The sequence below is a fragment of the Proteus faecis genome, from assembly GCF_030286765.1.
In the GTDB taxonomy this organism is placed as follows: domain Bacteria; phylum Pseudomonadota; class Gammaproteobacteria; order Enterobacterales; family Enterobacteriaceae; genus Proteus; species Proteus faecis.
Window position 1 is genome coordinate 607167 of record NZ_JASVWV010000001.1, and the last position, 23026, is coordinate 630192.

Here is a 23026-nt window from a genome sequence, read left to right on the forward strand (position 1 = left end):
TGCAGATATGACTGATTTCTTAAGTTCCATTGTAAAAAGGTAGAAGTATCATGTCTGATTTAAATGAAAAATTTGCTGAAGCATGGAAAGGTTTTTCTGAAGGTGAATGGCAGAACGCCGTTAACGTTCGTGACTTTATTCAAAAAAACTATACTCCATATGAAGGCGACGAATCTTTCCTAGCAGGTTCCACTAAAGCAACTGATACACTTTGGGAACAAGTTATGGAAGGCATCAAAATCGAAAACCGCACACATGCGCCAGTTGATTTTGATACTTCTGTTGCTTCAACTATCACATCTCACGATGCAGGTTACATCGCTAAAGATTTAGAACAAATCGTAGGTTTACAGACTGATGCACCTCTGAAACGTGCAATCATCCCATTCGGTGGTATCCGTATGGTTGAAAGTTCTTGCCACGCGTACAACCGTGAGCTAGATCCAGAACTGAAAAAAATCTTTACTGATTATCGTAAAACTCACAACCAAGGCGTTTTCGATGTTTATACTCCAGACATCCTGAAATGCCGTAAATCTGGTATCTTAACAGGTTTACCAGATGCCTATGGTCGTGGTCGTATCATTGGTGACTACCGTCGTGTTGCTCTATACGGTATTGAGTTCTTACGTAAAGACAAATTTGCCCAATTCACCTCTTTACAAGAAAGAATGGAAAAAGGCGAAGATCTGGAAATGACTATCCAACTGCGTGAAGAAATCGCAGAGCAGCACGCTGCTTTAGGTCAAATCCAAGAAATGGCTGCGAAATACGGTTACGATATTTCTCGCCCAGCTCAAAATGCGAAAGAAGCAGTACAATGGACTTACTTCGGTTACTTAGCCGCTGTTAAATCTCAAAACGGTGCTGCAATGTCATTTGGTCGTGTATCTACTTTCTTAGATATCTACATCCAACGTGATATTGAAGCAGGTTTACTGACAGAAGAACAAGCTCAGGAATTAATTGACCATTTAGTCATGAAATTACGTATGGTTCGTTTCTTACGTACTCCTGAATATGATGAGTTGTTCTCTGGTGACCCAATTTGGGCAACAGAATCTTTAGCTGGTATGGGCTTAGATGGTCGTACTCTGGTAACTAAGAATACATTCCGTTTCTTAAATACTCTATATACCATGGGTCCATCACCAGAACCAAACATGACCATTCTGTGGTCTGAACAATTACCTATCAACTTCAAAAAATACGCTGCGAAAGTCTCTATCGATACTTCATCAATCCAGTATGAAAATGATGACTTAATGCGTCCTGACTTCGACAGTGATGACTATGCTATCGCTTGTTGTGTTAGCCCAATGGTTGTGGGTAAACAAATGCAGTTCTTCGGTGCTCGTGCAAACTTAGCGAAAACCTTACTGTATACCATCAACGGTGGTGTTGATGAAAAACTGAAAATCCAAGTAGGTCCAAAACATGCACCAATCATGGATGAAGTCTTAGACTTCGATACTGTGATGAATCAAATGGATCACTTTATGGATTGGTTAGCAACTCAGTACGTAACTGCACTGAACGTTATCCACTACATGCACGATAAATACAGCTATGAAGCCGCTCTGATGGCACTTCATGATCGTGATGTTTATCGTACAATGGCATGTGGTATCGCAGGTCTATCTGTTGCTGCTGACTCACTGTCTGCAATCAAATATGCGAAAGTTTCTCCAGTTCGTGATGAAAACGGCTTGGCAGTTGACTTCAAAATTGATGGCGAATATCCACAATTCGGTAACAACGATTCTCGTGTAGATGACATCGCTTGTGACTTAGTTGAACGTTTCATGAAGAAAATTCAGAAACTGCGTACTTACCGTAATGCGGTACCTACACAGTCCATCCTGACAATTACTTCAAACGTTGTTTATGGTAAGAAAACAGGTAATACTCCAGATGGTCGTCGCGCTGGTGCACCATTCGGACCAGGTGCTAACCCAATGCACGGTCGTGACCAAAAAGGTGCGGTAGCTTCTCTGACTTCTGTTGCGAAACTACCATTTGCTTATGCAAAAGATGGTATTTCTTACACCTTCTCTATCGTACCTAATGCATTAGGTAAAGATGATGATGTTCGTAAGGCAAACCTTGCTGGTCTGATGGATGGTTACTTCCACCACGAAGCAGGCATTGAAGGTGGTCAACACCTGAACGTTAACGTGATGAATCGTGAAATGCTGTTAGAAGCAATGGAAGATCCTGAGAAATATCCTCAGTTAACTATCCGTGTTTCTGGTTACGCAGTTCGCTTTAACTCACTGACTAAAGAACAACAGCAAGACGTTATCACTCGTACATTTACACAAACAATGTAATTAAGATAACTATATGCATTTATTTACTGAGAAAGTAGATAAAATCGCTTAGAATAAAGGCCCCTACTTTGGGGCCTTTTTATTAGACAGTTTTGGAGTAACCCTGTTATGTCCGTACTTGGTCGTATCCACTCATTTGAATCCTGCGGTACTGTTGATGGTCCCGGAATACGTTTCATTGTTTTCTTTCAAGGATGCCTAATGAGATGCCTCTATTGTCACAACCGTGACACATGGGATACTCATGGTGGGCAAATCGTCACAGTTGATGAATTAATGAAAGAGGCTGTTACCTATCGTCATTTTATGAATGCTTCTGGCGGTGGTGTTACTGCTTCAGGTGGCGAAGCAATTTTGCAAGCAGAATTTGTGCGTGATTGGTTTCGTGCTTGCCAAAAAGAAAATATCCACACCTGCCTGGATACTAATGGCTTTGTTCGTCGTTATGATCCCGTTATCGATGAATTAATGGATGCCACAGACTTAGTGATGCTCGACCTAAAACAAGTCAATGATGAGATCCACCAAAAACTGGTTGGTGTATCAAACCAGCGTACACTTGAATTCGCACGTTATTTAGCAAAACGAGGCCAAAAAACATGGGTTCGTTATGTTGTTGTGCCGGGTTGGTCTGATGATGATGATTCTGCTCATCGTTTAGGCGAATTTATTAAAGATATGAAAAATATCGAAAAAGTAGAACTTCTTCCTTACCACGAGCTCGGTAAACATAAATGGGTAGCTTTAGGAGAAGAGTACAAACTAGATGGTATTCATCCACCGTCAAAAGAGACGATGGAAAATGTAAAATCCATCCTCGAGTCTTACGGCCATAAAGTTATCTATTAAGTTAATCTACTTAATCTTAATTTAAGAGGCAGCGGTTTTAAACGCTGCTTTTTGTTTTTATAGGATTAAAAAAAATCCAAAATAAATAAAGTTATTTTTTATTAGATGAAGTTAACTTAAATTATTTAAATCATTTTATATTAATTAAAGAATGACGGTTCCCTCAGTAAAAATACACATAATAAGATTATCCTTAACCTATATTAGCTTTAATGCAGTTGATTAGTAACAAAACAAAAAGATATTATAGAAAGCTTATATTTATAAACAAAGATATTGGGATTAAGGTACAGGAAATGGAACAAGACAACAATTCATCGCAAACAGAGCCACAAGAGGTATTTACGCCTATTCCTCAAGCACGAGGTGCCTCAGGCGGTGTTCGCTGGTTAGGGCTGGGATGGGATTTAATAAAAGAACGTTTTTGGATGTGGATAGGCGTTATTATTATCTACTTTATCGTTAGTCTTATTATATCGACCATTCTTGGGTTTATTCCGCTAATTGGTCCAATCATTTCACCTTTTATTACTACTGTATTAGCAGCAGGTGTCGTAGCAATTGCCCATCAACAATATGAGACTCAACGTATTGATGTTGATACTCTATTCTTTGGTTTTTATAACAAACGTTACCTTAGCTTAATGGGTGCCTATGGTATTAGTTTCCTAATTTTACTTGCTGGTATTATTATTGCTATTCTCGTCAGTAGCGCCGCTATGATGGATATTATTTATGCTATTAATAGCGATTATCCTGATGAAATTATTGCAGACATGATGGTAGATAACGCATCTGGATTTACATTATTTTTTGTTATTATCGCTATTTTTGGTGCGTTGAGTACTGCAGCCTATTGGTTTGTTCCTGCGCTTGTATTAGTCATGGTTATAAAGCATTTCCTGCAGTTAAAGCGAGCCTTGCAGCAGTAAAAATAAACTTATCTGGTGGTTTCTTCTTCTTTATTTTACTGTTCTTTATTCTTGCTATTAGCCTTATTCCATTTGGTTTAGGGTTACTTATTACCATCCCTCTTTCCTATACGGCAATGTATGGTTCTTATCGTGATATTTTTTATCACCATAATATAGGAAGCCAAGGAAATAACGGTGGTATCGGTGGAAATGGTACAATTTCTCTAAATAAAACTGCTGAATCCAATATTGGAAAATTAGTAAGCTAATCTTAGCGTTAACTAGGCAAAATCCAAAAGCAGTAGACTGGAGTAATTTCATCTACTGCTTTTTATTATCTAATAATAAATATTATTAATCTGCAAACGGATTTTTATTATCATAAGATTTATTGTAAAGTGCATCAGATATTAAAAAGTGATAAATTTCATCAACAATTTCAATACCTTCCTTTTCACTTCTTTGTTCTTCCATTTGACTATTTTCACCAGGATAGAGAACTTTATCTACATTCGGTGCAGGCTTAATGGCATTTAATTCACTCATAACCTGTGAGATATGTTCTCTAAATAATGTAGCATCAGTAAAGAAAGCTGGATTAATAACAATATGTAATTGGCCTAGCTCTCGTCCCTGTGTTAAATCGTGATACATTGAACTGACATGTTTACCAAAAGGAAGTCCAAGCAAGATCCCAGACAACACATCAACCATCATCATTAAACCATATCCTTTAGGCCCCGCAATAGGTAATAAGCCTTTTACTGCAAAAGGATCCGTCGTAGGCTTACCATTTTCATCGACTGCCCAAGTATCGGGAATATCGACATGCCGTGAACGCGCATCTAGTACTTTGCCCCATGCCTGTACAGTTGTTGCCATATCAAATGTAATATGTTTATCGCCTACTCCTGGCACTGAAAAAGCGATAGGATTAGTGCCGTAATAGACTTCTGAGCCACCAAAAGGAACCACCATAGGATCAGATTGGCATAACGAAATACCAATCATACTTGCTTGTGATGCTTGCTCAACAAAGTAAGACAGTGCGCCACTATGACCAATTCGTCTTACACCAACAACTGCAACTCCCTTCTCTTGTGCCATTTTAATTGCGTGTTCCATTGCCTCTTTCGCTGCAACATGCCCTGCACCATTATCACCATCAAATACAGCGCTACATGGCCCTGTTTCAGTATAAGTAAAATTAGGAGACACATTTGTACCGCCTTTACTGATCCTCTCTGCATAATATTCCACACGCACAGCACCATGAGAGTGAATGCCTTTGGCATCTGCATGGACTAAGACATCAGCCACCGTATCAGCATGAGACTCACTCAATCCTGCATGATGTAATTTATTTTTGATTAATAGATGTAACTGCTGTTTAGAAACTATCATAGAATATGCTCTTTTGTAGGGTTCTAATTACATAGAAATGTCTAAATTAATGGAGGTAAATTCGAGCGATAGGTCTAATTTAACAGCATAAATAGGATCTGCCGTGATCAGTTTAACCAATGGTGGATTGCGTTATATTTTTATTTAATCTCACTTTATTTAGTAAGATTTTTTTTATAATCAATTTATTAATTCTACGCGTTATAACGATATTGAGATAATATTAACAATATTTTTTATTAATCATAGATATGGGCGACAATCTATTATTTTTTATTTTTGCAAAATATTATGCTTTATTAACTCATGTTAATAGAACTAAGTTTTTATACATTTATTTTGAACATTTAGATTTATTTCAGTAGTCTATAGCCATAATTATAATTTATGGAATAAACCAAATGATAAATAAAGAAATATTAAAGAATTTAAAGTATTTTGAAAAAGCACCATTAATTCATCATATTAATTATTCTCTAACTGAAGATGCAGAAAGAAACATATTAAATGGTTGGCAACCTGAATGTATGGAAGATAAATGGCTTTCTTATAGTATAGAAAACTGTGTCTACGTTCACCGCAGTTGGAGTGGACATTTAATGTATAAATTTGCTATTCACAATAAAACTATTGATTATATAGAAATAGCAATGGATGACTTTGTAAATATGAATAATGAAAGAAAAATAGAGATCTTTTTTGACCTATTACCGTTTTTATCAGAACCTCATTAAAAGAACACTCAAAATATATAGAACATTAATAATTAAGCAATCTGTTCTCTTATCATCTTTAGGCCATTTAGACAAAAAACCCCCTGCCTAAGCAGAGGGTTAAATTATTAATACTCAGTTAATTAAATAATAATTAACCGATATATTCTAAACCGTTCATGTATGGGCGTAACACTTCTGGAATTTCAATACGGCCATCAGCCATTTGATAATTTTCCATAATTGCCACTAAAGTACGACCGACTGCTAAGCCAGAACCATTTAAGGTATGAACTAGTTGAGTTTTCTTATCACCTTTAGCGCGGAAACGTGCTTGCATACGACGTGCTTGGAAATCCCACATATTTGAACATGAAGAGATCTCACGGTAAGTATTTTGAGCTGGAACCCAAACTTCTAAGTCGTAAGTCTTACGTGAACCAAAGCCCATATCGCCAGTGCAAAGAACTACTTTACGGTAAGGTAGATTCAGTAATTGCAACACTTTTTCAGCGTGACCAGTTAGCTCTTCTAATGCTTCCATTGATTTTTCAGGATGAGCTATCTGAACTAGCTCAACTTTATCAAATTGGTGCATACGAATAAGACCACGAGTATCACGACCATAAGAGCCCGCTTCTGAACGGAAACATGGTGTATGAGCAGTCATTTTCAGAGGTAGAGCATCTTCTTCAAGAATTTCATCTCTAACCATATTGGTTACAGGCACTTCCGCTGTAGGGATCAATGCATACTGACTTTCAGCCTCTTCTTCTAAAGGCTTAGTATGGAACAGATCACCACTGAATTTTGGTAATTGGCCTGTGCCATACAGTGTTGCATGGTTAACTAAATAAGGAACGTACATTTCCTGATAACCATGTTCTTCAGTATGCAGATTCAGCATAAATTGAGTGATCGCACGATGTAAACGTGCAACTTGCCCTTTCATGACCACAAAGCGAGAGCCCGTGATTTTCACCGCAGATGCGAAATCTAAACCATCAGTCAACTCACCTAAAGTCACATGATCTTTTAATTCAAAATCATAAGTCTTTGGTGTGCCCCAACGGAAAACTTCTACGTTTTCGCTGTCATCTTTACCATTTGGCACAGAGTCATCAGGCATATTCGGGATAGTTAAAGCATAATCACGAATTTCAGCTTGCAGCACTTCAAGTTCGGCTTTTGCTGCTTCAAGTTTTTCACCTAACAGGTTAACTTCCTGACGAAGTGGCTCAATATCTTCACCACGCGCTTTTGCCGCACCAATGGACTTCGATCGAGAATTACGTTCTGCTTGCAGGGATTCAGTTTCAACCTGTAACACCTTACGGCGTTCTTCTTGTTGACGAATTTTTTCCACATCGAGGGTGAACCCCCTGCGAGCCAGTTTTTCGGCGACCGCGTCTAGCTCATTACGCAGTAGATTTGGATCGAGCATGCTTATCCTGTGCTTATTGATAGATTAATAAAAACCTTCTCTCCTATCTTATAAAAAAGATATCTGAGACAAGGCATAGTTAAGAAATTAATGATAATTTAATAACCTTACCGCATCTTTACATTTTGCGATAGCGTTTTGTAACACTATTTTGATCTTGCTGAGAAAGCCAGTCTAATTTCTCTGCAACCTTGATCTCTAACCCTCTTTTTACAGGGTAATAATATTGTGTATTTGCCATTTCTTTAGGAAAATAGACCTCTCCAGCAGCATAAGCATTAGGCTCATCATGAGCATAACGATATTCAGCCCCCAGGCCCATTTCTTTCATTAATTTTGTTGGTGCATTACGCAAATGCTCTGGCACATCATAATCAGGTTTACTTTTAGCATCGGCAATGGCGGCTTTAAATGCGGTATAAACAGCATTACTTTTTGGTGCACAAGCCAGATATACAATTGCTTGAGCAATAGCGCGCTCTCCTTCTGTGGGACCAACACGAGTAAAACAATCCCATGCAGCAATTGCCACTTGCATAGCACGAGGATCGGCGTTTCCCACATCTTCTGATGCAATCGCCAATAAACGACGAGCAACATAAAGCGGATCGCCACCAGCTGTTATGATCCTTGCATACCAATAAAGGGCTGCATCAGGAGCTGATCCTCTGACTGATTTATGTAATGCCGAAATAAGATCGTAAAAACGATCACCTTTATTATCAAACCGAGCACTTCGTTCACCACTGATTTCTGTCAGTAATGCCGGAGTTAATACTCGTTTTCCTTGATTATCAACGTCAGCAATATCTGCCATCATTTCAAGCAAATTTAATGAACGACGCGCATCACCATTAACCAATTGCGCAATCATTTTGCGTGTATTATCTGGCAGAATAATATTACGTCCGCCTAATCCTCGTTCGGGATCGTCCAGCGCTTGTTGTAACACTTGCTCAATATCGGCTTCAGTTAATGAACGCAATAGATAAACTCTCGCTCTGGATAGCAAGGCTGAATTTAATTCAAAAGAGGGATTTTCTGTCGTTGCACCAATAAAAGTGATTGTGCCATCTTCAATATGAGGCAAAAAAGCATCTTGTTGACTCTTATTAAAACGATGGACTTCATCAACAAACAGGATCGTTCTACGTCCTGCATTGCGGTTTTGGCGCGCAATTTCAATAGACTCTCTAATTTCTTTAATACCCGATGTCACCGCAGATAATCGTTCTATATCAGCTTGCGCATAGCGACCTATGATCTCCGCAAGCGTGGTTTTACCCGTACCAGGAGGTCCCCATAAAATCATGGAATGCAATTGACCCGCTTTAATCGCTCGAGGTAATGGTTTGCCTTCTGCAAGTAAATGGGTTTGTCCGATATATTGTTCCAACGTTTCAGGCCGCATTCTTGCGGCTAAAGGTTGGAACTCATTGCGTGAAAAATCGAGTGATAAATTACTCAAAATATCCTCACTGACGTTGGTCATCCACAGTCACACCCGCGGGAGGTGTAAAGCGAAACGCGGATGCATCGATTGGTGCGGCAGTCTGTGCAGTCAATTGGTAATTGCTTACTTGACCATCTTGCTCTGTGGCTGCAAATTGCTGAATTTGTCCGTTAGGTAATACAGTTATCGTAAAGTGTTTTAAGTTATTTTCTACTTTAGGTGTTAACTCAAAACGATCACCAGACTGTTTTACATCATAGTTTTGCCACTCTTTACTGTCATTACGAGCAATCAACATAAAAGGCGTATTGGTTGTGGCACTTTTAAGCCAAGTTGCAGTAACTTGCTCGACAAAAGGATTGTAAAACCACAAAGTTTTGCCATCAGAGATCAATGTGCTCTCATCCGGCGCAGTCATTTGCCAATTAAACAAATCAGGGCGTTGTACTTTTAGGCTACCTTCGCCTTTTTGAATAAGTGAGCCTTCATTGCTAGTCACGGTTTGACTAAAGTTTGCTTGAAAACTATTTACTTTATTTAATCGTTGTTGCAAATCCTGACGTGCATCAGCCCAAGCGGCTTGGCTACTTATTAATGTCATCGCACACACTGCAAATAATACTTTTTTCATTTTACAAGCCTCGGCATGAGATAACGCCGACATAATGTCGGCGTATAAATTATTGATGATATTATGCAGATTATCATGCTATCTCATTAGCTGATAACTGTGTTTTCAAGATATTACATATCTGAAGGTGGTGGTGAAAGTACATCACGCGTATTGTTGTGGTTTGGTGCACTCACGATACCTTGCATTTCCATCTGTTCAACAATTCTTGCAGCACGATTATAACCAATTCTAAATTGGCGTTGCACGCCAGAAATGGAAACGCGTTGTTTTTCAACCACAAATTCTACAGCTTGGTCAAATAACGGATCAAGCTCTTCACCATCATCATATCCACCACCACTATTACCTTCACCGTCTTCACTGCATTTGGTGATGGCTTCAATATATTGAGGACGACCTCTTGCTTTCCAGTCAGTTGCCACAGCATGTACTTCATCATCACTAACAAAAGCACCGTGAACACGTTCAGGAACAAAACCATTTGGTGCATAAAGCATATCACCCATTCCTAGTAATGATTCTGCACCACCTTGGTCTAAGATAGTTCGAGAGTCAATTTTACTCGATACAGTAAATGCAATACGGCTAGGAATATTGGCTTTAATTAAACCTGTAATAATATCAACAGAAGGCCTTTGTGTAGCAAGTACAAGGTGAATACCCGCAGCACGCGCTTTTTGTGCTAAGCGAGCGATCAACTCTTCAACTTTCTTACCTGCTGTCATCATTAAATCAGCAAATTCATCGACGACAACAACAATATAAGGCTCTTTTTCCAACGTCGGAATTTCTGTTGCCATGCTATCACTTGGTTTCCAGAATGGATCAGGAATAGGACGCGCCATTGCTTCGGCTTCTTTAATTTTTTCGTTATAACCTGCGAGATTACGCACACCTAATGCTGACATGAGTTTATAACGACGTTCCATTTCAGCCACACTCCAACGCAGAGCACTTGCGGCATCTTTCATGTCGGTAACGACTTCTGTGAGAAGATGCGGAATACCTTCATAAACCGAAAGCTCAAGCATTTTAGGGTCAATCATAATAAAGCGAACATCTTCTGGTTTCGCTTTATAGAGAATGCTGATAATCATCGCATTCACACCAACAGATTTACCTGAACCGGTTGTACCGGCAACAAGTAAGTGAGGCATTTTAGCCAGATTGGCAACAACTGGCTGACCACCGATATCTTTACCTAAAACAACAGTCAATGGCGAACGGCTATCACGGAATGCATCACTATCTAACAATTCACGCATATATACGGTTTGACGTTTTTTATTAGGTAACTCCAATCCTACATAAGGTTTTCCCGGAATAACTTCAACAATACGTACCGCAATAGCAGACAATGAACGCGCTAAGTCACGTGATAAATTTGATATGCGTGCAGCTTTTACACCTGGCGCCAGTTCAAGTTCAAAACGAGTGATAACTGGCCCTGGTGAAATACCAACCACCTTGGCTTTAACACGATAATCATTAAGACGCGCTTCAATCAGTTTACCAATACGCTCAAGCTCAAACATATCAACAGGTTCATCTTCTACTGGTGGCGTTGTTAGTAGATCCAGAGAAGGCATAGGTGTTGTTGGTTTTTGCAACGGCCTTTCATTACGCATTAATAATGGATGAATTAAGGATTGTTGCTGTTGCTGTTGCTGTTGCTGTTGCTGTTGCTGTTGCTGTTGCTGTGCAAAATGCTGAGCCATATTAGGCTGTGGCTCAATACGTGATTGTGATACAGCTTGAGGGGCAACTTGTGGCGTAACCGGTTCTGAAACAATCGGTGTAAATACTGGCTCTATCGGCTCTTCATCCAATAGATCATCAATTGGCGAGAATGCCTCTAATGCTGTGAGCTCTCTTTCTAGCTCAATTTTAGGACTGTACTCTTCCTCTTCTTCATCACGAGGCGAAATTTGTAGAAATGCACTGCTAGTTGGGTATTCAACTTTTTTCTCAATAGTTTGCGTCGGTTGCGCTGATTGTGAAGCAAATGAATGTTGAATATGAGGTTGATAACCCGTTGTTGCTTGCAATGAAGGTGCTGGTGTTGATATTTGAGGTAAAACTTCATCTTCGTCATCATCTAACGAAACATCATCACCATAGCGATCCTGCAATTGTTGTTTAAATTGTGCTGCTAATTGTTGCTGATATTGTTCATCTTCATCAATATCGCTGTTATTCTCTTCTGTCGAAGAGAATGTATTCGCAGTAACTGTTGGTTCATCATTATAATCATCTTGTTGATGACTCAATGAAGATATTGGTGTTGTCATAATTGGCTGATGAGAGCCAATAATATCTTCAGGTTCAGCGCTATTGTTCTCACCATAGCGTTCACGTTGCTGTTCAAGGAATTGCTGACGCAACGCTTGTTCAAAATTCGCTTGTTCTTGAATATCCGCTAACTCATCTTCAGGTTCAGATTGAACTGCTTCCTCACGACGACGCAATTCAGCTTCACGTTGTGAAGGTATATGGATACCATAAAGCTCACGACGTGTTGGCAGTCGTACTGGATTTGGGCGTGGTAATTCAGGACCTAATCCTTGTTTAACTTGAGGACCATGACTCACAAGAGCACTTGCCGCCACACCAGAAGCCACAGTAGTTGCTTGCGTCAACGCGTCTGTATCAGGTGCTAGCGAGAATGTTGGTTCAATACTACCCGTCGGCATAAAATTCTCTGTTAATGCAGACGATGGCTGTACCATAGGTTCGTTTTCAACCGGCATCACAGAAGGTGTGTTTTCTTCCGATGTTGGTTCAACAGAATGTTGAGGGGCATTGACTTCTGATTGAGCTTCTTTTTTCAAGAATGCTTCTGGAATATCAAAACGGTAATGTTCTGGTTCTTCCTCTGTATGAGTGGGTTGTGAAACCGTTGTAGATACAACCGGATCAGTTTGCGCCAATGTTTGCGCATGTTCCTCTGCTATGTCATTTGTTGCAGAGAAAGATGGCAAATCATCGTCTTGTTTTGCTTTAGATTGTAATGTGTCTATCTCTTGCTGACGAGCGAGTTCAAGTGCTGAAGGCGCAGAAAATAAAACATCATCATTCTCTTCTGTTGATAATTCAGATTGCTGATTTTCTTTTTGATTTGAATTTTCAGTTATTTCTGTAACAACATTCTGAGTATCATCTTCCTCTTCTTCATCTTCGTAATCAGCTTCATTTTGGCCTCTATTGGTAATAAAACCAATACTTCCCAAAATAACAGCACCTATTTTTTCTGTGATGGTTAACCAAGACCAGCCAGTAAATAGTGTGAAACCAATCGCCCAAACAGATAACAGAGCAAGAGTCGCACCTAAAACATTAAACCATGGTAATAGGGCTTTGCTAAACAAACTTCCAATAACACCACCAGAGCTGAAATTATAGATATCATCAAAATTAAGATCAGCCAATGCACACGATGTAGAGATCAGAGCTAAAGCACCAATCGTGCGAAGTGCAAGAGAAAAGAAGTCGGTATATTCACGGTTTTTTTGGTAGCGCAGAGAATTCCAGCACCCAAAAACCACGACGACAGGAATTGCATAGGCCAGTAAACCAAATGCAGAAAACAGAATATCAGCTAACCATGCTCCGATACTACCGCCTAAATTTTGAATAGGCTCATTCCAAGTGGTTTGTGACCAGCTAGGATCAGAGGGATGGAAGCTAAGTAATGAAACCATTAAAAAGACAGCGCCAATGCCGATAAGAATGAGAATAGCCTCCCAAATACGGCGACGGTTGCTTATCTTTGTTAAACGAATATTTTTATCTTCTGTATATTCCTGGCTCAAAGAGGGCTCTCCAGGTTTAACTTAGGGTGAATTAAAACGGAACAACGCTGAGATATCCCAGCGTTGAAACTGTATGCATAAACAGGAGTGTACCTAACTTTTTCCTGCTTTGCACCAACCTATTAAGTTGGCTTAGCGAGTTTTAATTACAAGGCGGTTACTTTGTTTCACTTCTTCCATAACCACGTATGTACGTGTGTCATTAACACCAGGAAGACGTAACAGTGTTTCACCGAGTAATTTACGATAAGCGGACATATCAGGTACACGAGTTTTCAACAGATAGTCAAAATCACCAGAAACTAAATGGCATTCTTGGATTTCTTCAAGTTTTTGAACAGCCATATTGAATTGTTCGAAAACATCTGGTGCACCACGGTTTAATGTGATTTCCACGAATACCAGTAATGATGCATCTAAGTAATGTGGGTTTAACAGTGCTGTATAACCAGAAATAAATCCTTGGCGCTCTAAACGACGTACACGCTCTAAACAAGGTGTTGGTGATAAACCTACACGTTTAGATAACTCAACGTTTGAAATACGTCCATCTTTTTGAAGCTCATTTAGAATATTCCGGTCTATTCTATCAAGATCTTTACCCGGACGTTTTTTATTATCAATCATCTCTATACTCTCTTTCTCTTTTTCTCTTACTTTATTTTCCTATACCCATACCTGTACACCTTCAGCATCAATGTCGAAACTTCGGTATCAAACGGTCAGAGCAAACTACCAATCTATTTTCTTTTAATGCCAGATAAAAATTCTATTTTATCCAAATACTCATTAGCAAATATCACAAAGTAACTATCCCACACCCTGTCTGTCTAAAAAATAATACGTATAACATCCGAGGATAATTGTCTTTAACAATCATGTTTTCGCAAATGTACAGCGGATTGTCAAAGTAAATGAGTAAAAATCAGAACAAGGCGCTATGTTTATTCTCTATATACGCAAGATAAACATCAATTGTAAAGCAAAATGTTTCATATTAATTCGATGATGTTAGCGTAATATAACTCTATAATTATTAAACTATATTAGTATTAACTATTGCTAAAATAGCTAAAATATTATGTCTATTTCTCGTCATTGGCTTTTTTTAACGTCTTATTTCTCCTACAATCCCTCAATTCGCATCACGCCTAATCAGAGATGAGGTATACATGAGCACCATCAAACATAGCAAACTTATTATTTTAGGTTCTGGCCCTGCGGGTTATACCGCCGCCGTTTATGCTGCAAGAGCAAACTTAGAACCAGTACTGATTACGGGTGTTGAAAAAGGCGGTCAACTGACAACGACAACAGAAGTCGAAAACTGGCCCGGAGACCCAGAAGGGCTAACAGGTCCTGGATTAATGGACCGCATGTTTCAGCACGCCGAAAAATTTAATACAGAGATTATCTCTGACCATATTAATAAAGTCGATCTGAAAAACCGTCCATTTCGCCTATTTGGTGATGAACAAGAGTACACTTGTGATGCATTAATTATCGCAACAGGTGCTTCTGCTCGCTATATCGGTTTACCTTCAGAAGAATCTTTTAAAGGCAGAGGTGTTTCTGCTTGTGCAACATGTGACGGATTTTTCTATCGTAACCAGAAAGTCGCTGTTGTCGGTGGCGGAAATACCGCTGTGGAAGAGGCTCTTTATTTAGCGAATATCGCATCTGAAGTTCATCTGATCCACCGCCGTGACTCTTTCCGTTCTGAAAAGATCTTAATTAACCGTCTAATGGACAAAGTAAACAATGGCAATATTATTTTGCATACTGATCGTACCTTAGACGAAGTTCTTGGCGATGAAATGGGTGTAACGAAAGTTCGCTTAAAAGATACTAAGAGTGATAAAACCGAAGAATTAGATGTTATGGGTGTCTTTATCGCTATTGGACATAGCCCTAATACCACTATTTTTGATGGCCAATTAGAATTAGACAATGGTTACATCAAAGTGCAATCAGGTACTCAAGGTAATGCAACACAAACTTCTATTGAAGGGGTGTTCGCGGCAGGTGACGTAATGGATCACATTTATCGTCAAGCAATTACCTCTGCAGGAACAGGTTGTATGGCTGCTTTAGATGCAGAACGTTACTTAGACGCACTAAAATCCAACTAAAATCATCACTTCCTTTCAAGGCGCTATTTCAGTAGCGCCTTTTACCATGTAACATACTAGGCTGGTTGCCAACGCGTATAACTACTTACCTTGGCCTTTCTGATACTTTGTATCTCACCTGCAGATTTGAATCTTTTCTTATGGATAAAACTAAACAAAATGAATTGGTTCGATGGCTGAAACAGCAAAGTGCTCCAGCCCGTCGATGGCTACGGCTATCAATGATCCTAGGTGTTGTAAGCGGTTTATTAATTATTGCCCAAGCATGGTTATTAGCTGTTTTACTTCAAGCGTTTATCATGGACAGTCTGAGCCGTGATACGCATATACCTACCTTTCTCACTCTTATTGGCATTTTTATATTACGTGCCATCATCATGGCGATACGAGAACGTGTTGGTTATCGCTGCGGTATGGCTGTCAGGCAACAAATTCGTAAGATCGTTCTTGATCGACTTGAAGAACTTGGTCCCGTTTGGGTTAAAGGCAAACCTGCGGGGAGCTGGGCTACAATTATTTTAGAACAAATAGAAGATATGCAAGATTACTATGCTCGTTATCTTCCACAGATGTATCTTGCCACTATTGTGCCTATTCTTATCCTTATCACCCTTTTCCCAGTTAACTGGGTTGCTGGATTAATTCTTTTTTTTACCGCACCACTGATCCCGCTATTTATGGCATTAGTTGGATTAGGCGCAGCAGATGCTAACCGTAGAAACTTTCTCGCATTAGGCCGTTTAAGTGGTAACTTCCTCGATAGATTAAGAGGGTTAGATACCTTGCGGTTATTTAACCGTGGTAATGCAGAAGTTAAACAGATTACCGAAGCAACTGAAGATTTCCGCAAACGTACAATGGAAGTGCTAAGAATGGCATTCCTTTCATCAGGCGTATTGGAATTCTTTACCGCAATTTCTATTGCTGTTGTAGCTGTTTACTTTGGTTTTTCTTACTTAGGTGAACTTAATTTCGGTAGTTATGGTTTAGGTGTTACACTTTTCTCTGGCTTTTTAGCGCTGATCTTAGCCCCTGAGTTTTTTCAACCTTTGCGAGACTTAGGAACTTACTATCATGCCAAAGCACAAGCCGTTGGCGCTGCTGAGTCTCTAGTTGAATTTTTAGAAACCAAAGGTGAAAAACCACAATTCACAGGCAATGAGCGTATCAATACAACAGAAAGTATTGAAATAATAGCTCATGAACTAGAAATTCTATCTCATCAAGGAGTCAAACTTGCGGGGCCATTAAACTTCACCATAACTCCCCATCAGCGAATTGCGATTGTGGGTCTAAGTGGTGCAGGCAAAAGCTCGCTATTAAATGCGCTACTCGGTTTTTTACCTTATCGTGGCTCATTAAAAGTAAATGGGGTTGAATTGACACAACTCTCGCCAGAAGCATGGCGTCAATGTTTAAGTTGGGTTGGTCAAAATCCTAATTTACCAGAACAAACCTTGCTAGATAATATTCGCTTAAGCAATCCTAATGCCAGCGATGAACAAATTAACCTTGCCATTGAAAAAGCGTATGTTAGCGATTTTATTAATGAGTTACCTGACGGCTTAAATACGATTATTGGCGATAGTGCTGCTCGCCTTTCTGTTGGCCAAGCTCAGCGTATTGCTGTTGCTCGTGCTTTGTTGTCACCTTGTCAATTTTTGTTATTAGATGAACCAGCAGCAAGCCTTGATTCTCATAGTGAACAACGCGTGATGTATGCGCTTAATAACGCCTCATTAAATCAAACAACCTTGCTTATTACTCATCTACTCGAAGAGACTTTGGATTACGACCAAATTTGGGTGATGGAAAAAGGTCAAATTATTGAAACTGGCACTTATGCATCGTTAAGCCAACAGAATGGCACTTTTGCTCGCCTTCTTGCTCATCGTAAAGAGGAACTTTAATCATGAGAGTATTGCTTCCTTTTCTCGCACTCTATCGTCGTCACTGGTTTATGTTATTGCTAGGTATAGCCCTTGCTATTTTTACTTTGCTAGCAAGTATTGGTCTTTTGACACTATCAGGTTGGTTTTTAGCAGGAACATCTCTTGCAGGCTTTGCAGGAATTTATAGTTTTAACTACATGCTACCAGCCGCAGGTGTACGAGGTGCTGCAATTTTTCGTACAGCGGGTCGTTATTTTGAAAGGCTTGTTAGCCATGATGCAACGTTTCGCGTATTGTCGCACCTACGTGTATTCACCTTTAAAAAAATCCTCCCTCTTTCACCAGGCGGAATTGCACGTTTTCGCCAAGGTGAGTTACTGAACCGCTTAGTTGCTGATGTTGAAACGCTAGATCATCTTTATATTCGCGTTATTTCCCCTATCATTGCCGCTTTTGTTGTCATTATGACAATAATGTTTGGCCTTGGGTTAATCGATGCACGTTTAGCCAATACGCTAGGTGGTATTATGCTTACCTTGCTGATTGTTTTGCCTTTCATATTCTACTATGCAGGTAAACCAATTGGACGTGATCTCACCGACTTACGAGGCCAATATCGCACAGTATTAACCAGCATGTTGCAAGGACAAGCTGAATTAACTGTTTTTGGTGCACTGCCTCGTTTTAGACAAAATTTGGCACAACTTGAAGCTAAATGGCTACATAGACAAGCACAACAGGCAAACTTAACTGGCTTATCGCAAGCACTCATGATCCTTGCATCAGGCCTAACTGCAACATTAATTTTATGGTTGGCGGCTGGTGGTATCGACAACAATTTTATGCCAGAAGCGTTAATTGCCTTATTTACATTCTGCGCATTGGCAGCATTTGAGTCTTTAGCCCCTGTTACTGTCGCTTTCCAGCATTTAGGACAAGTAATGACATCAGCAACACGTATTTCTCATTTAATTGAGCAAAAACCTGATGTCACCTTTCCTGAAAAAGGGGGAGAAACAGACAATCGTGCCACACTGACAATGCACAATATTTGTTTTACTTATCCAACCCAACCAATGCAAGTTATCAATCACGTTGATTTAACGATTGAAGCGGGACAACACATTGCCTTATTAGGGAAAACAGGATGTGGTAAATCGACATTATTGCAGTTGATCAATCGGGCTTTTGATCCGACTCACGGCACTATCAACTTAAATAACTTGCCTATTGCTGAGTACGATGAAACGACATTACGTTCAATGATGTCAGTTGTCCCTCAACGCGTTCATGTCTTTAGTCACACATTAAGAGAAAATCTATTGATGGCAAAAGAACAAGCAACAGATGAAGAGCTTAAAGATGTTCTTCAACAAGTTGGCCTTGGGCAACTACTTGAAAATGATGAAGGCTTAAACGCATGGATGGGTGATGGTGGTAGACAGCTCTCTGGCGGCGAACAGCGACGTTTAGGACTTGCAAGAGCGCTACTCCACAATGCACCGCTTGTATTGCTTGATGAGCCAACAGAAGGCCTTGATGCCGATACAGAACAGCAGATCCTAGCGCTCTTACATCAGCATTGCCAAGGTAAGACCGTATTAATGATCACCCACAGACTTCACGGTTTAGATAAAATGGATAAAATCTGCGTTATGGATGGCGGACAAATCGTTGAAACAGGCACTCATGCTTCGTTGTTACAGCAACAAGGGCATTATGCTAAATTTCATCAAAGACAGGCTCTATTAACACCAACTCACGAGGCATAATATGCCATTGTTTCAATTAGATGATAGTGATTTGGATTTTCCAGAGCCTCATTTAGCTTTAAAAGAGCCTAATGGTTTATTAGCAATAGGGGGAGAAGTCTCCCTTTCAAGATTACGTGTTGCATATCAATCGGGTATTTTTCCTTGGTATTTTCCTAATGAAGAACCATTATGGTGGTCACCCGATCCAAGAGCGGTTTTACCCGCGGGTGATTTGCATATTGGGCGCAGTTTACGTAAATTTATTCGGCGACAACCTTACAAAATTACGTTAAATCATGCCTTTGCTTCAGTTATTGAGGCTTGTTCTGTACGTGAAGAAGGAACGTGGATAGGTCCTGATATAAAAGCAGGATATGAAGCGCTTCATCAACAAGGCGAGGCACACTCTGTTGAGGTTTGGGAGGGTGATAAACTCGTTGGAGGATTATATGGTGTAAATATAGGTGCCGTTTTTTGTGGAGAATCTATGTTTAGTCGTAGAGATAACGCTTCTAAATGTGCCTTTATTGCTTTTTATAACCATTTTCTTCGTTATGGGGGTCAACTATTTGATTGTCAGGTGCTAAACTCTCATACTGCTTCGTTAGGTGCCTCTGAGATTTCACGTGAACATTATTTAGTTGCGTTATCTCGTTGGAAAAAAGTGATTATTGATAAAAAGTGTTGGTATCAGCAATCGTTGGAATTATAATCACTGCTTGTTTTTGTAAAGCCCTTCTTAATTTAAGACAGAATCGAGAAGATCATTCTGTTATTTATACAAAAAGGTTTATACAAAAATTTTATCTTGCACACCCATTATGTGGTTGGGGTGTTGCTATTTTATTGCTACAAATACCACAAAACAAAGAATTACGACTTCTGTTATTACTTTTTATTTCACAAAGTAAAACGCAAGTTGCGGTAAGGATGTTAAGTACAATAGCAAGGTGAACACCATTGCTATCCAATAACATTCCTTTACATAGGACAATATTTTCGGCATTATCTTGCCGTTTAAAAAATATGGTTATTAAAACTTAGAGGATTAGATGGCCAAAGAAGACAACATTGAAATGCAAGGCACTGTACTGGATACTCTGCCAAACACGATGTTCCGCGTAGAATTAGAAAACGGACACGTCGTTACCGCTCATATCTCAGGAAAAATGCGTAAAAACTATATTCGTATCCTGACAGGCGACAAGGTTACCGTTGAGCTGACCCCATATGACCTGAGCAAAGGCCGTATCATCTTCCGTAGCCGTTGATCCCAATCTGTTCTCTCCCGCTATTGTCATATAACGGGTGAAAAAAAACACCACAGGCAAGGCATTTATCGATGCTCACCTGTGGTGTATGCTTTTATAGCTTAGTAAGATTAACCGCTATCTTTAGATAACGGTGTCTTCATTCTTAGCCAGTTTTTCTTGGCTAATAAACTCATAATTCAATTTGCCAGCCAGCTTATCAAGTGTCACAGAAACTGAACCACCATTGACAAGAGAACCAAATAAAATCTCATTAGCTAATGGTTTTTTCAAGTTGTCTTGAATAACACGCGCCATTGGCCTTGCTCCCATCGCGCTGTCATAACCTTTATCACACAACCATTGGCGTGCTTCTTGGCTAACTTCTAGCGATACACCTTTATCATCTAACTGCACTTGTAGTTCAACAATAAATTTATCCACAACCATAGAGATAATTTCTGGTGATAATGCATTAAACCAAATAATACTATCCAAACGGTTACGAAACTCTGGTGAGAACGCTTTTTTGATTTCGACCATCGCATCAGTGCTGTTATCTTGCTCTGTAAACCCAATCGATTTACGTTGCGTTTCCCGCACACCAGCATTGGTTGTCATCACTAAAATGACATTACGAAAATCGGCTTTACGACCATTGTTATCCGTTAATGTACCGTTATCCATAACCTGTAACAGGATATTGAATACATCAGGATGCGCTTTCTCAATTTCATCAAGTAACACAACGGAATATGGGTTTTTAATGACAGCGTCTGTTAATAATCCACCTTGATCAAAACCAACATAACCAGGAGGAGCACCAATTAAACGACTGACCGTATGTCTTTCCATATACTCGGACATATCAAAGCGAAGCAGTTTAACATTCAATGCTTTTGCTAACTGAACGGTGACTTCCGTTTTACCTACCCCAGTAGGGCCAGCAAATAAGAACGACCCTACAGGTTTATTATCTTGACTTAATCCTGCGCGACTCATCTTAATCGATTCAGATAAGGCATGGATTGCTTGATCCTGACCGAACACCAACATTTTTAATTGGTTATCGAGATTTTTCAGCATCGATTTATCGCTACTAGAAACTGTTTTTTCAGGAATACGTGCAATTTTAGCCACGACCGACTCAATATCTGAGACATTAATGGTTTTTTTACGTTTGCTTGGTGCAATTAAACGTGTTTTTGCACCAGCTTCATCGATAACATCGATAGCTTTGTCAGGTAGATGTCTATCGGTGATGTATTTAACCGATAAGTCCACCGCAGCCTGAATAGCTTTATTAGTATAACGGACGTCATGGTGCGCTTCGTATTTCTGGCGTAATCCTTTGATGATCAAAACTGTCTCATCTGGAGATGGTTCAGTCACATCAATTTTTTGGAAACGACGTGCCAGCGCTCTGTCTTTTTCAAAGATATTGCTAAATTCTTGATAGGTCGTAGAGCCTATAACTCGAATTCGGCCACCAGATAGCAATGGCTTAATTAAATTTGCCGCATCAACTTGCCCACCCGATGCAGCGCCTGCACCAATAATGGTGTGGATCTCATCAATAAATAAGATACTTTTTTCATCTTTTTCGAGTGTTTTCAGTAATGCTTTAAACCGTTTTTCGAAATCACCACGATATTTTGTGCCCGCTAATAGAGAACCAATATCGAGTGAGTAAATGGTGTAACCTTTCATCACATCAGGCACATCACCTTGCTCAATACGCCATGCAAGCCCTTCGGCGATAGCCGTTTTACCGACACCAGACTCACCCACTAATAATGGATTATTCTTGCGACGGCGGCATAACACTTGGATTGTTCTTTCTAATTCAGCTTGACGCCCAATTAGAGGATCTATTTTACCTTGGCGCGCTAACTGATTAAGGTTAGTGGTAAAATTATCCATATGATCGTCGCCTTGAGGCATCTCTTGCTGAGATTGAGCGTTCATATCAGAAAGATCTTCGTTTGGTTGATCTTCTTTTGAAATGCCATGAGAAATAAAGTTAACGACATCGAGGCGACTAACATCGTGTTTACGTAATAAGTAAGCTGCGTGAGACTCTTGTTCACTAAAAATAGCCACCAGCACATTAGCGCCAGAGACTTCATTTTTACCTGATGATTGAACATGAAAAACAGCGCGCTGTAATACACGCTGAAAACTCAGCGTTGGCTGTGTTTCTCTGTCCACATTTTCAGGCAGAATTGGGGTTGTTTTACGAATAAAGACTTCAAGTTCTTCGCGTAAGACTGCCAGATCGACTTTACAAGCTTCCAATGCTTCGCGTGCCGATTTATTACTTAATAGCGCCAACAACAGGTGCTCTACAGTCATAAATTCGTGTCTGTTATCACGGGCTTTCGCGAATGCAACATTAAGACTCAGCTCTAATTCGTGATTAAGCATAAGCACCTCCTCCTT

The 23026-nt window shown here is 39.7% G+C and carries 17 protein-coding genes; 10 read left to right on the plus strand and 7 right to left on the minus strand.

The annotated features are described in order from the left end of the window. Positions 1 to 50 precede the first annotated feature (50 nt). The 4 genes from pflB to QSH13_RS02955 all read left to right on the plus strand — a co-directional run bounded on the left by pflB (position 51) and on the right by QSH13_RS02955 (position 4365). Positions 51 to 2333, plus strand: coding sequence for a formate C-acetyltransferase (pflB, locus tag QSH13_RS02940; RefSeq protein WP_072062808.1), 2283 nt, complete (start codon positions 51 to 53; stop codon positions 2331 to 2333). A 108-nt stretch (positions 2334 to 2441) separates the two neighbouring features. Further along, a complete protein-coding gene (pflA, locus tag QSH13_RS02945) occupies positions 2442 to 3182 on the plus strand; it encodes a pyruvate formate lyase 1-activating protein (RefSeq protein ID WP_023581312.1) in 741 nt (246 codons plus the stop codon). Between the two features lie 296 nt (positions 3183 to 3478). Then, positions 3479 to 4114 (plus strand): hypothetical protein, encoded by a 636-nt coding sequence (locus QSH13_RS02950; protein WP_286047514.1) that lies wholly within the window; start codon positions 3479 to 3481, stop codon positions 4112 to 4114. Beyond that, positions 4039 to 4365 (plus strand): hypothetical protein, encoded by a 327-nt coding sequence (locus tag QSH13_RS02955; RefSeq protein ID WP_286047515.1) that lies wholly within the window; start codon positions 4039 to 4041, stop codon positions 4363 to 4365. The genes QSH13_RS02950 and QSH13_RS02955 overlap by 76 nt, the downstream gene beginning before the upstream one ends. Positions 4366 to 4450: 85 nt before the next feature. Here the strand turns inward: QSH13_RS02955 and allD are convergent, their stop codons facing one another. Continuing rightward, positions 4451 to 5500 carry an ureidoglycolate dehydrogenase gene (allD, locus tag QSH13_RS02960; protein ID WP_196544432.1) on the minus strand — a complete coding sequence of 350 codons (1050 nt, stop codon included), beginning with the start codon at positions 5498 to 5500 and terminating at the stop codon, positions 4451 to 4453. Positions 5501 to 5901: 401 nt separating this feature from the next. Between allD and QSH13_RS02965 the strand changes: the two genes are divergently transcribed. Continuing rightward, positions 5902 to 6234 (plus strand): hypothetical protein, encoded by a 333-nt coding sequence (locus tag QSH13_RS02965; RefSeq protein WP_109398034.1) that lies wholly within the window; start codon positions 5902 to 5904, stop codon positions 6232 to 6234. Between the two features lie 133 nt (positions 6235 to 6367). On the opposite strand, the gene serS is transcribed toward QSH13_RS02965, so the two are convergent. From serS to lrp, 5 genes are all read right to left on the minus strand, one after another. Then, positions 6368 to 7657 carry a serine--tRNA ligase gene (gene serS, locus QSH13_RS02970; protein WP_109398035.1) on the minus strand — a complete coding sequence of 430 codons (1290 nt, stop codon included), beginning with the start codon at positions 7655 to 7657 and terminating at the stop codon, positions 6368 to 6370. Positions 7658 to 7775: 118 nt separating this feature from the next. Beyond that, positions 7776 to 9125 (minus strand): replication-associated recombination protein A, encoded by a 1350-nt coding sequence (locus tag QSH13_RS02975; RefSeq protein WP_286038856.1) that lies wholly within the window; start codon positions 9123 to 9125, stop codon positions 7776 to 7778. 7 nt (positions 9126 to 9132) lie between these two features. Beyond that, entirely contained in the window at positions 9133 to 9741 is a 609-nt protein-coding gene (gene lolA / locus QSH13_RS02980) for an outer membrane lipoprotein periplasmic chaperone LolA (protein ID WP_109398036.1), read from the minus strand. 113 nt (positions 9742 to 9854) lie between these two features. Then, positions 9855 to 13556, minus strand: coding sequence for a DNA translocase FtsK 4TM domain-containing protein (locus QSH13_RS02985; protein WP_286038813.1), 3702 nt, complete (start codon positions 13554 to 13556; stop codon positions 9855 to 9857). A 132-nt stretch (positions 13557 to 13688) separates the two neighbouring features. Beyond that, positions 13689 to 14183 (minus strand): leucine-responsive transcriptional regulator Lrp, encoded by a 495-nt coding sequence (gene lrp, locus QSH13_RS02990; protein ID WP_004244566.1) that lies wholly within the window; start codon positions 14181 to 14183, stop codon positions 13689 to 13691. Between the two features lie 545 nt (positions 14184 to 14728). Here lrp and trxB point away from each other — a divergent pair. The 5 genes from trxB to infA all read left to right on the plus strand — a co-directional run bounded on the left by trxB (position 14729) and on the right by infA (position 20605). Further along, positions 14729 to 15688, plus strand: coding sequence for a thioredoxin-disulfide reductase (gene trxB / locus QSH13_RS02995; RefSeq protein ID WP_286038814.1), 960 nt, complete (start codon positions 14729 to 14731; stop codon positions 15686 to 15688). 140 nt (positions 15689 to 15828) lie between these two features. Continuing rightward, positions 15829 to 17598: a heme ABC transporter permease/ATP-binding protein CydD gene (cydD, locus tag QSH13_RS03000; protein WP_196544429.1), complete on the plus strand. Its 1770-nt coding sequence runs from the start codon at positions 15829 to 15831 to the stop codon at positions 17596 to 17598. A gap of 2 nt (positions 17599 to 17600) precedes the next feature. Continuing rightward, entirely contained in the window at positions 17601 to 19352 is a 1752-nt protein-coding gene (gene cydC / locus QSH13_RS03005) for a heme ABC transporter ATP-binding protein/permease CydC (protein ID WP_109398040.1), read from the plus strand. Position 19353: 1 nt separating this feature from the next. After that, positions 19354 to 20046, plus strand: coding sequence for a leucyl/phenylalanyl-tRNA--protein transferase (gene aat / locus QSH13_RS03010; protein ID WP_109398041.1), 693 nt, complete (start codon positions 19354 to 19356; stop codon positions 20044 to 20046). Between the two features lie 340 nt (positions 20047 to 20386). Next, positions 20387 to 20605, plus strand: coding sequence for a translation initiation factor IF-1 (gene infA, locus QSH13_RS03015; RefSeq protein WP_004244560.1), 219 nt, complete (start codon positions 20387 to 20389; stop codon positions 20603 to 20605). Positions 20606 to 20728: 123 nt separating this feature from the next. On the opposite strand, the gene clpA is transcribed toward infA, so the two are convergent. Then, positions 20729 to 23011 (minus strand): ATP-dependent Clp protease ATP-binding subunit ClpA, encoded by a 2283-nt coding sequence (gene clpA, locus QSH13_RS03020; protein WP_196544427.1) that lies wholly within the window; start codon positions 23009 to 23011, stop codon positions 20729 to 20731. Positions 23012 to 23026 lie beyond the last annotated feature (15 nt).

Coding starts and splice junctions, on each gene's coding strand:
- pflB (WP_072062808.1), top strand. CDS start 51: ATGTCTGATTTAAATGAAAAATTTGCTGAAGCATGGAAAGGTTTTTCT.
- pflA (WP_023581312.1), top strand. CDS start 2,442: ATGTCCGTACTTGGTCGTATCCACTCATTTGAATCCTGCGGTACTGTT.
- QSH13_RS02950 (WP_286047514.1), top strand. CDS start 3,479: ATGGAACAAGACAACAATTCATCGCAAACAGAGCCACAAGAGGTATTT.
- allD (WP_196544432.1), bottom strand. CDS start 5,500: ATGATAGTTTCTAAACAGCAGTTACATCTATTAATCAAAAATAAATTA.
- QSH13_RS02965 (WP_109398034.1), top strand. CDS start 5,902: ATGATAAATAAAGAAATATTAAAGAATTTAAAGTATTTTGAAAAAGCA.
- serS (WP_109398035.1), bottom strand. CDS start 7,657: ATGCTCGATCCAAATCTACTGCGTAATGAGCTAGACGCGGTCGCCGAA.
- lolA (WP_109398036.1), bottom strand. CDS start 9,741: ATGAAAAAAGTATTATTTGCAGTGTGTGCGATGACATTAATAAGTAGC.
- lrp (WP_004244566.1), bottom strand. CDS start 14,183: ATGATTGATAATAAAAAACGTCCGGGTAAAGATCTTGATAGAATAGAC.
- trxB (WP_286038814.1), top strand. CDS start 14,729: ATGAGCACCATCAAACATAGCAAACTTATTATTTTAGGTTCTGGCCCT.
- cydD (WP_196544429.1), top strand. CDS start 15,829: ATGGATAAAACTAAACAAAATGAATTGGTTCGATGGCTGAAACAGCAA.
- cydC (WP_109398040.1), top strand. CDS start 17,601: ATGAGAGTATTGCTTCCTTTTCTCGCACTCTATCGTCGTCACTGGTTT.
- aat (WP_109398041.1), top strand. CDS start 19,354: ATGCCATTGTTTCAATTAGATGATAGTGATTTGGATTTTCCAGAGCCT.
- infA (WP_004244560.1), top strand. CDS start 20,387: ATGGCCAAAGAAGACAACATTGAAATGCAAGGCACTGTACTGGATACT.
- clpA (WP_196544427.1), bottom strand. CDS start 23,011: ATGCTTAATCACGAATTAGAGCTGAGTCTTAATGTTGCATTCGCGAAA.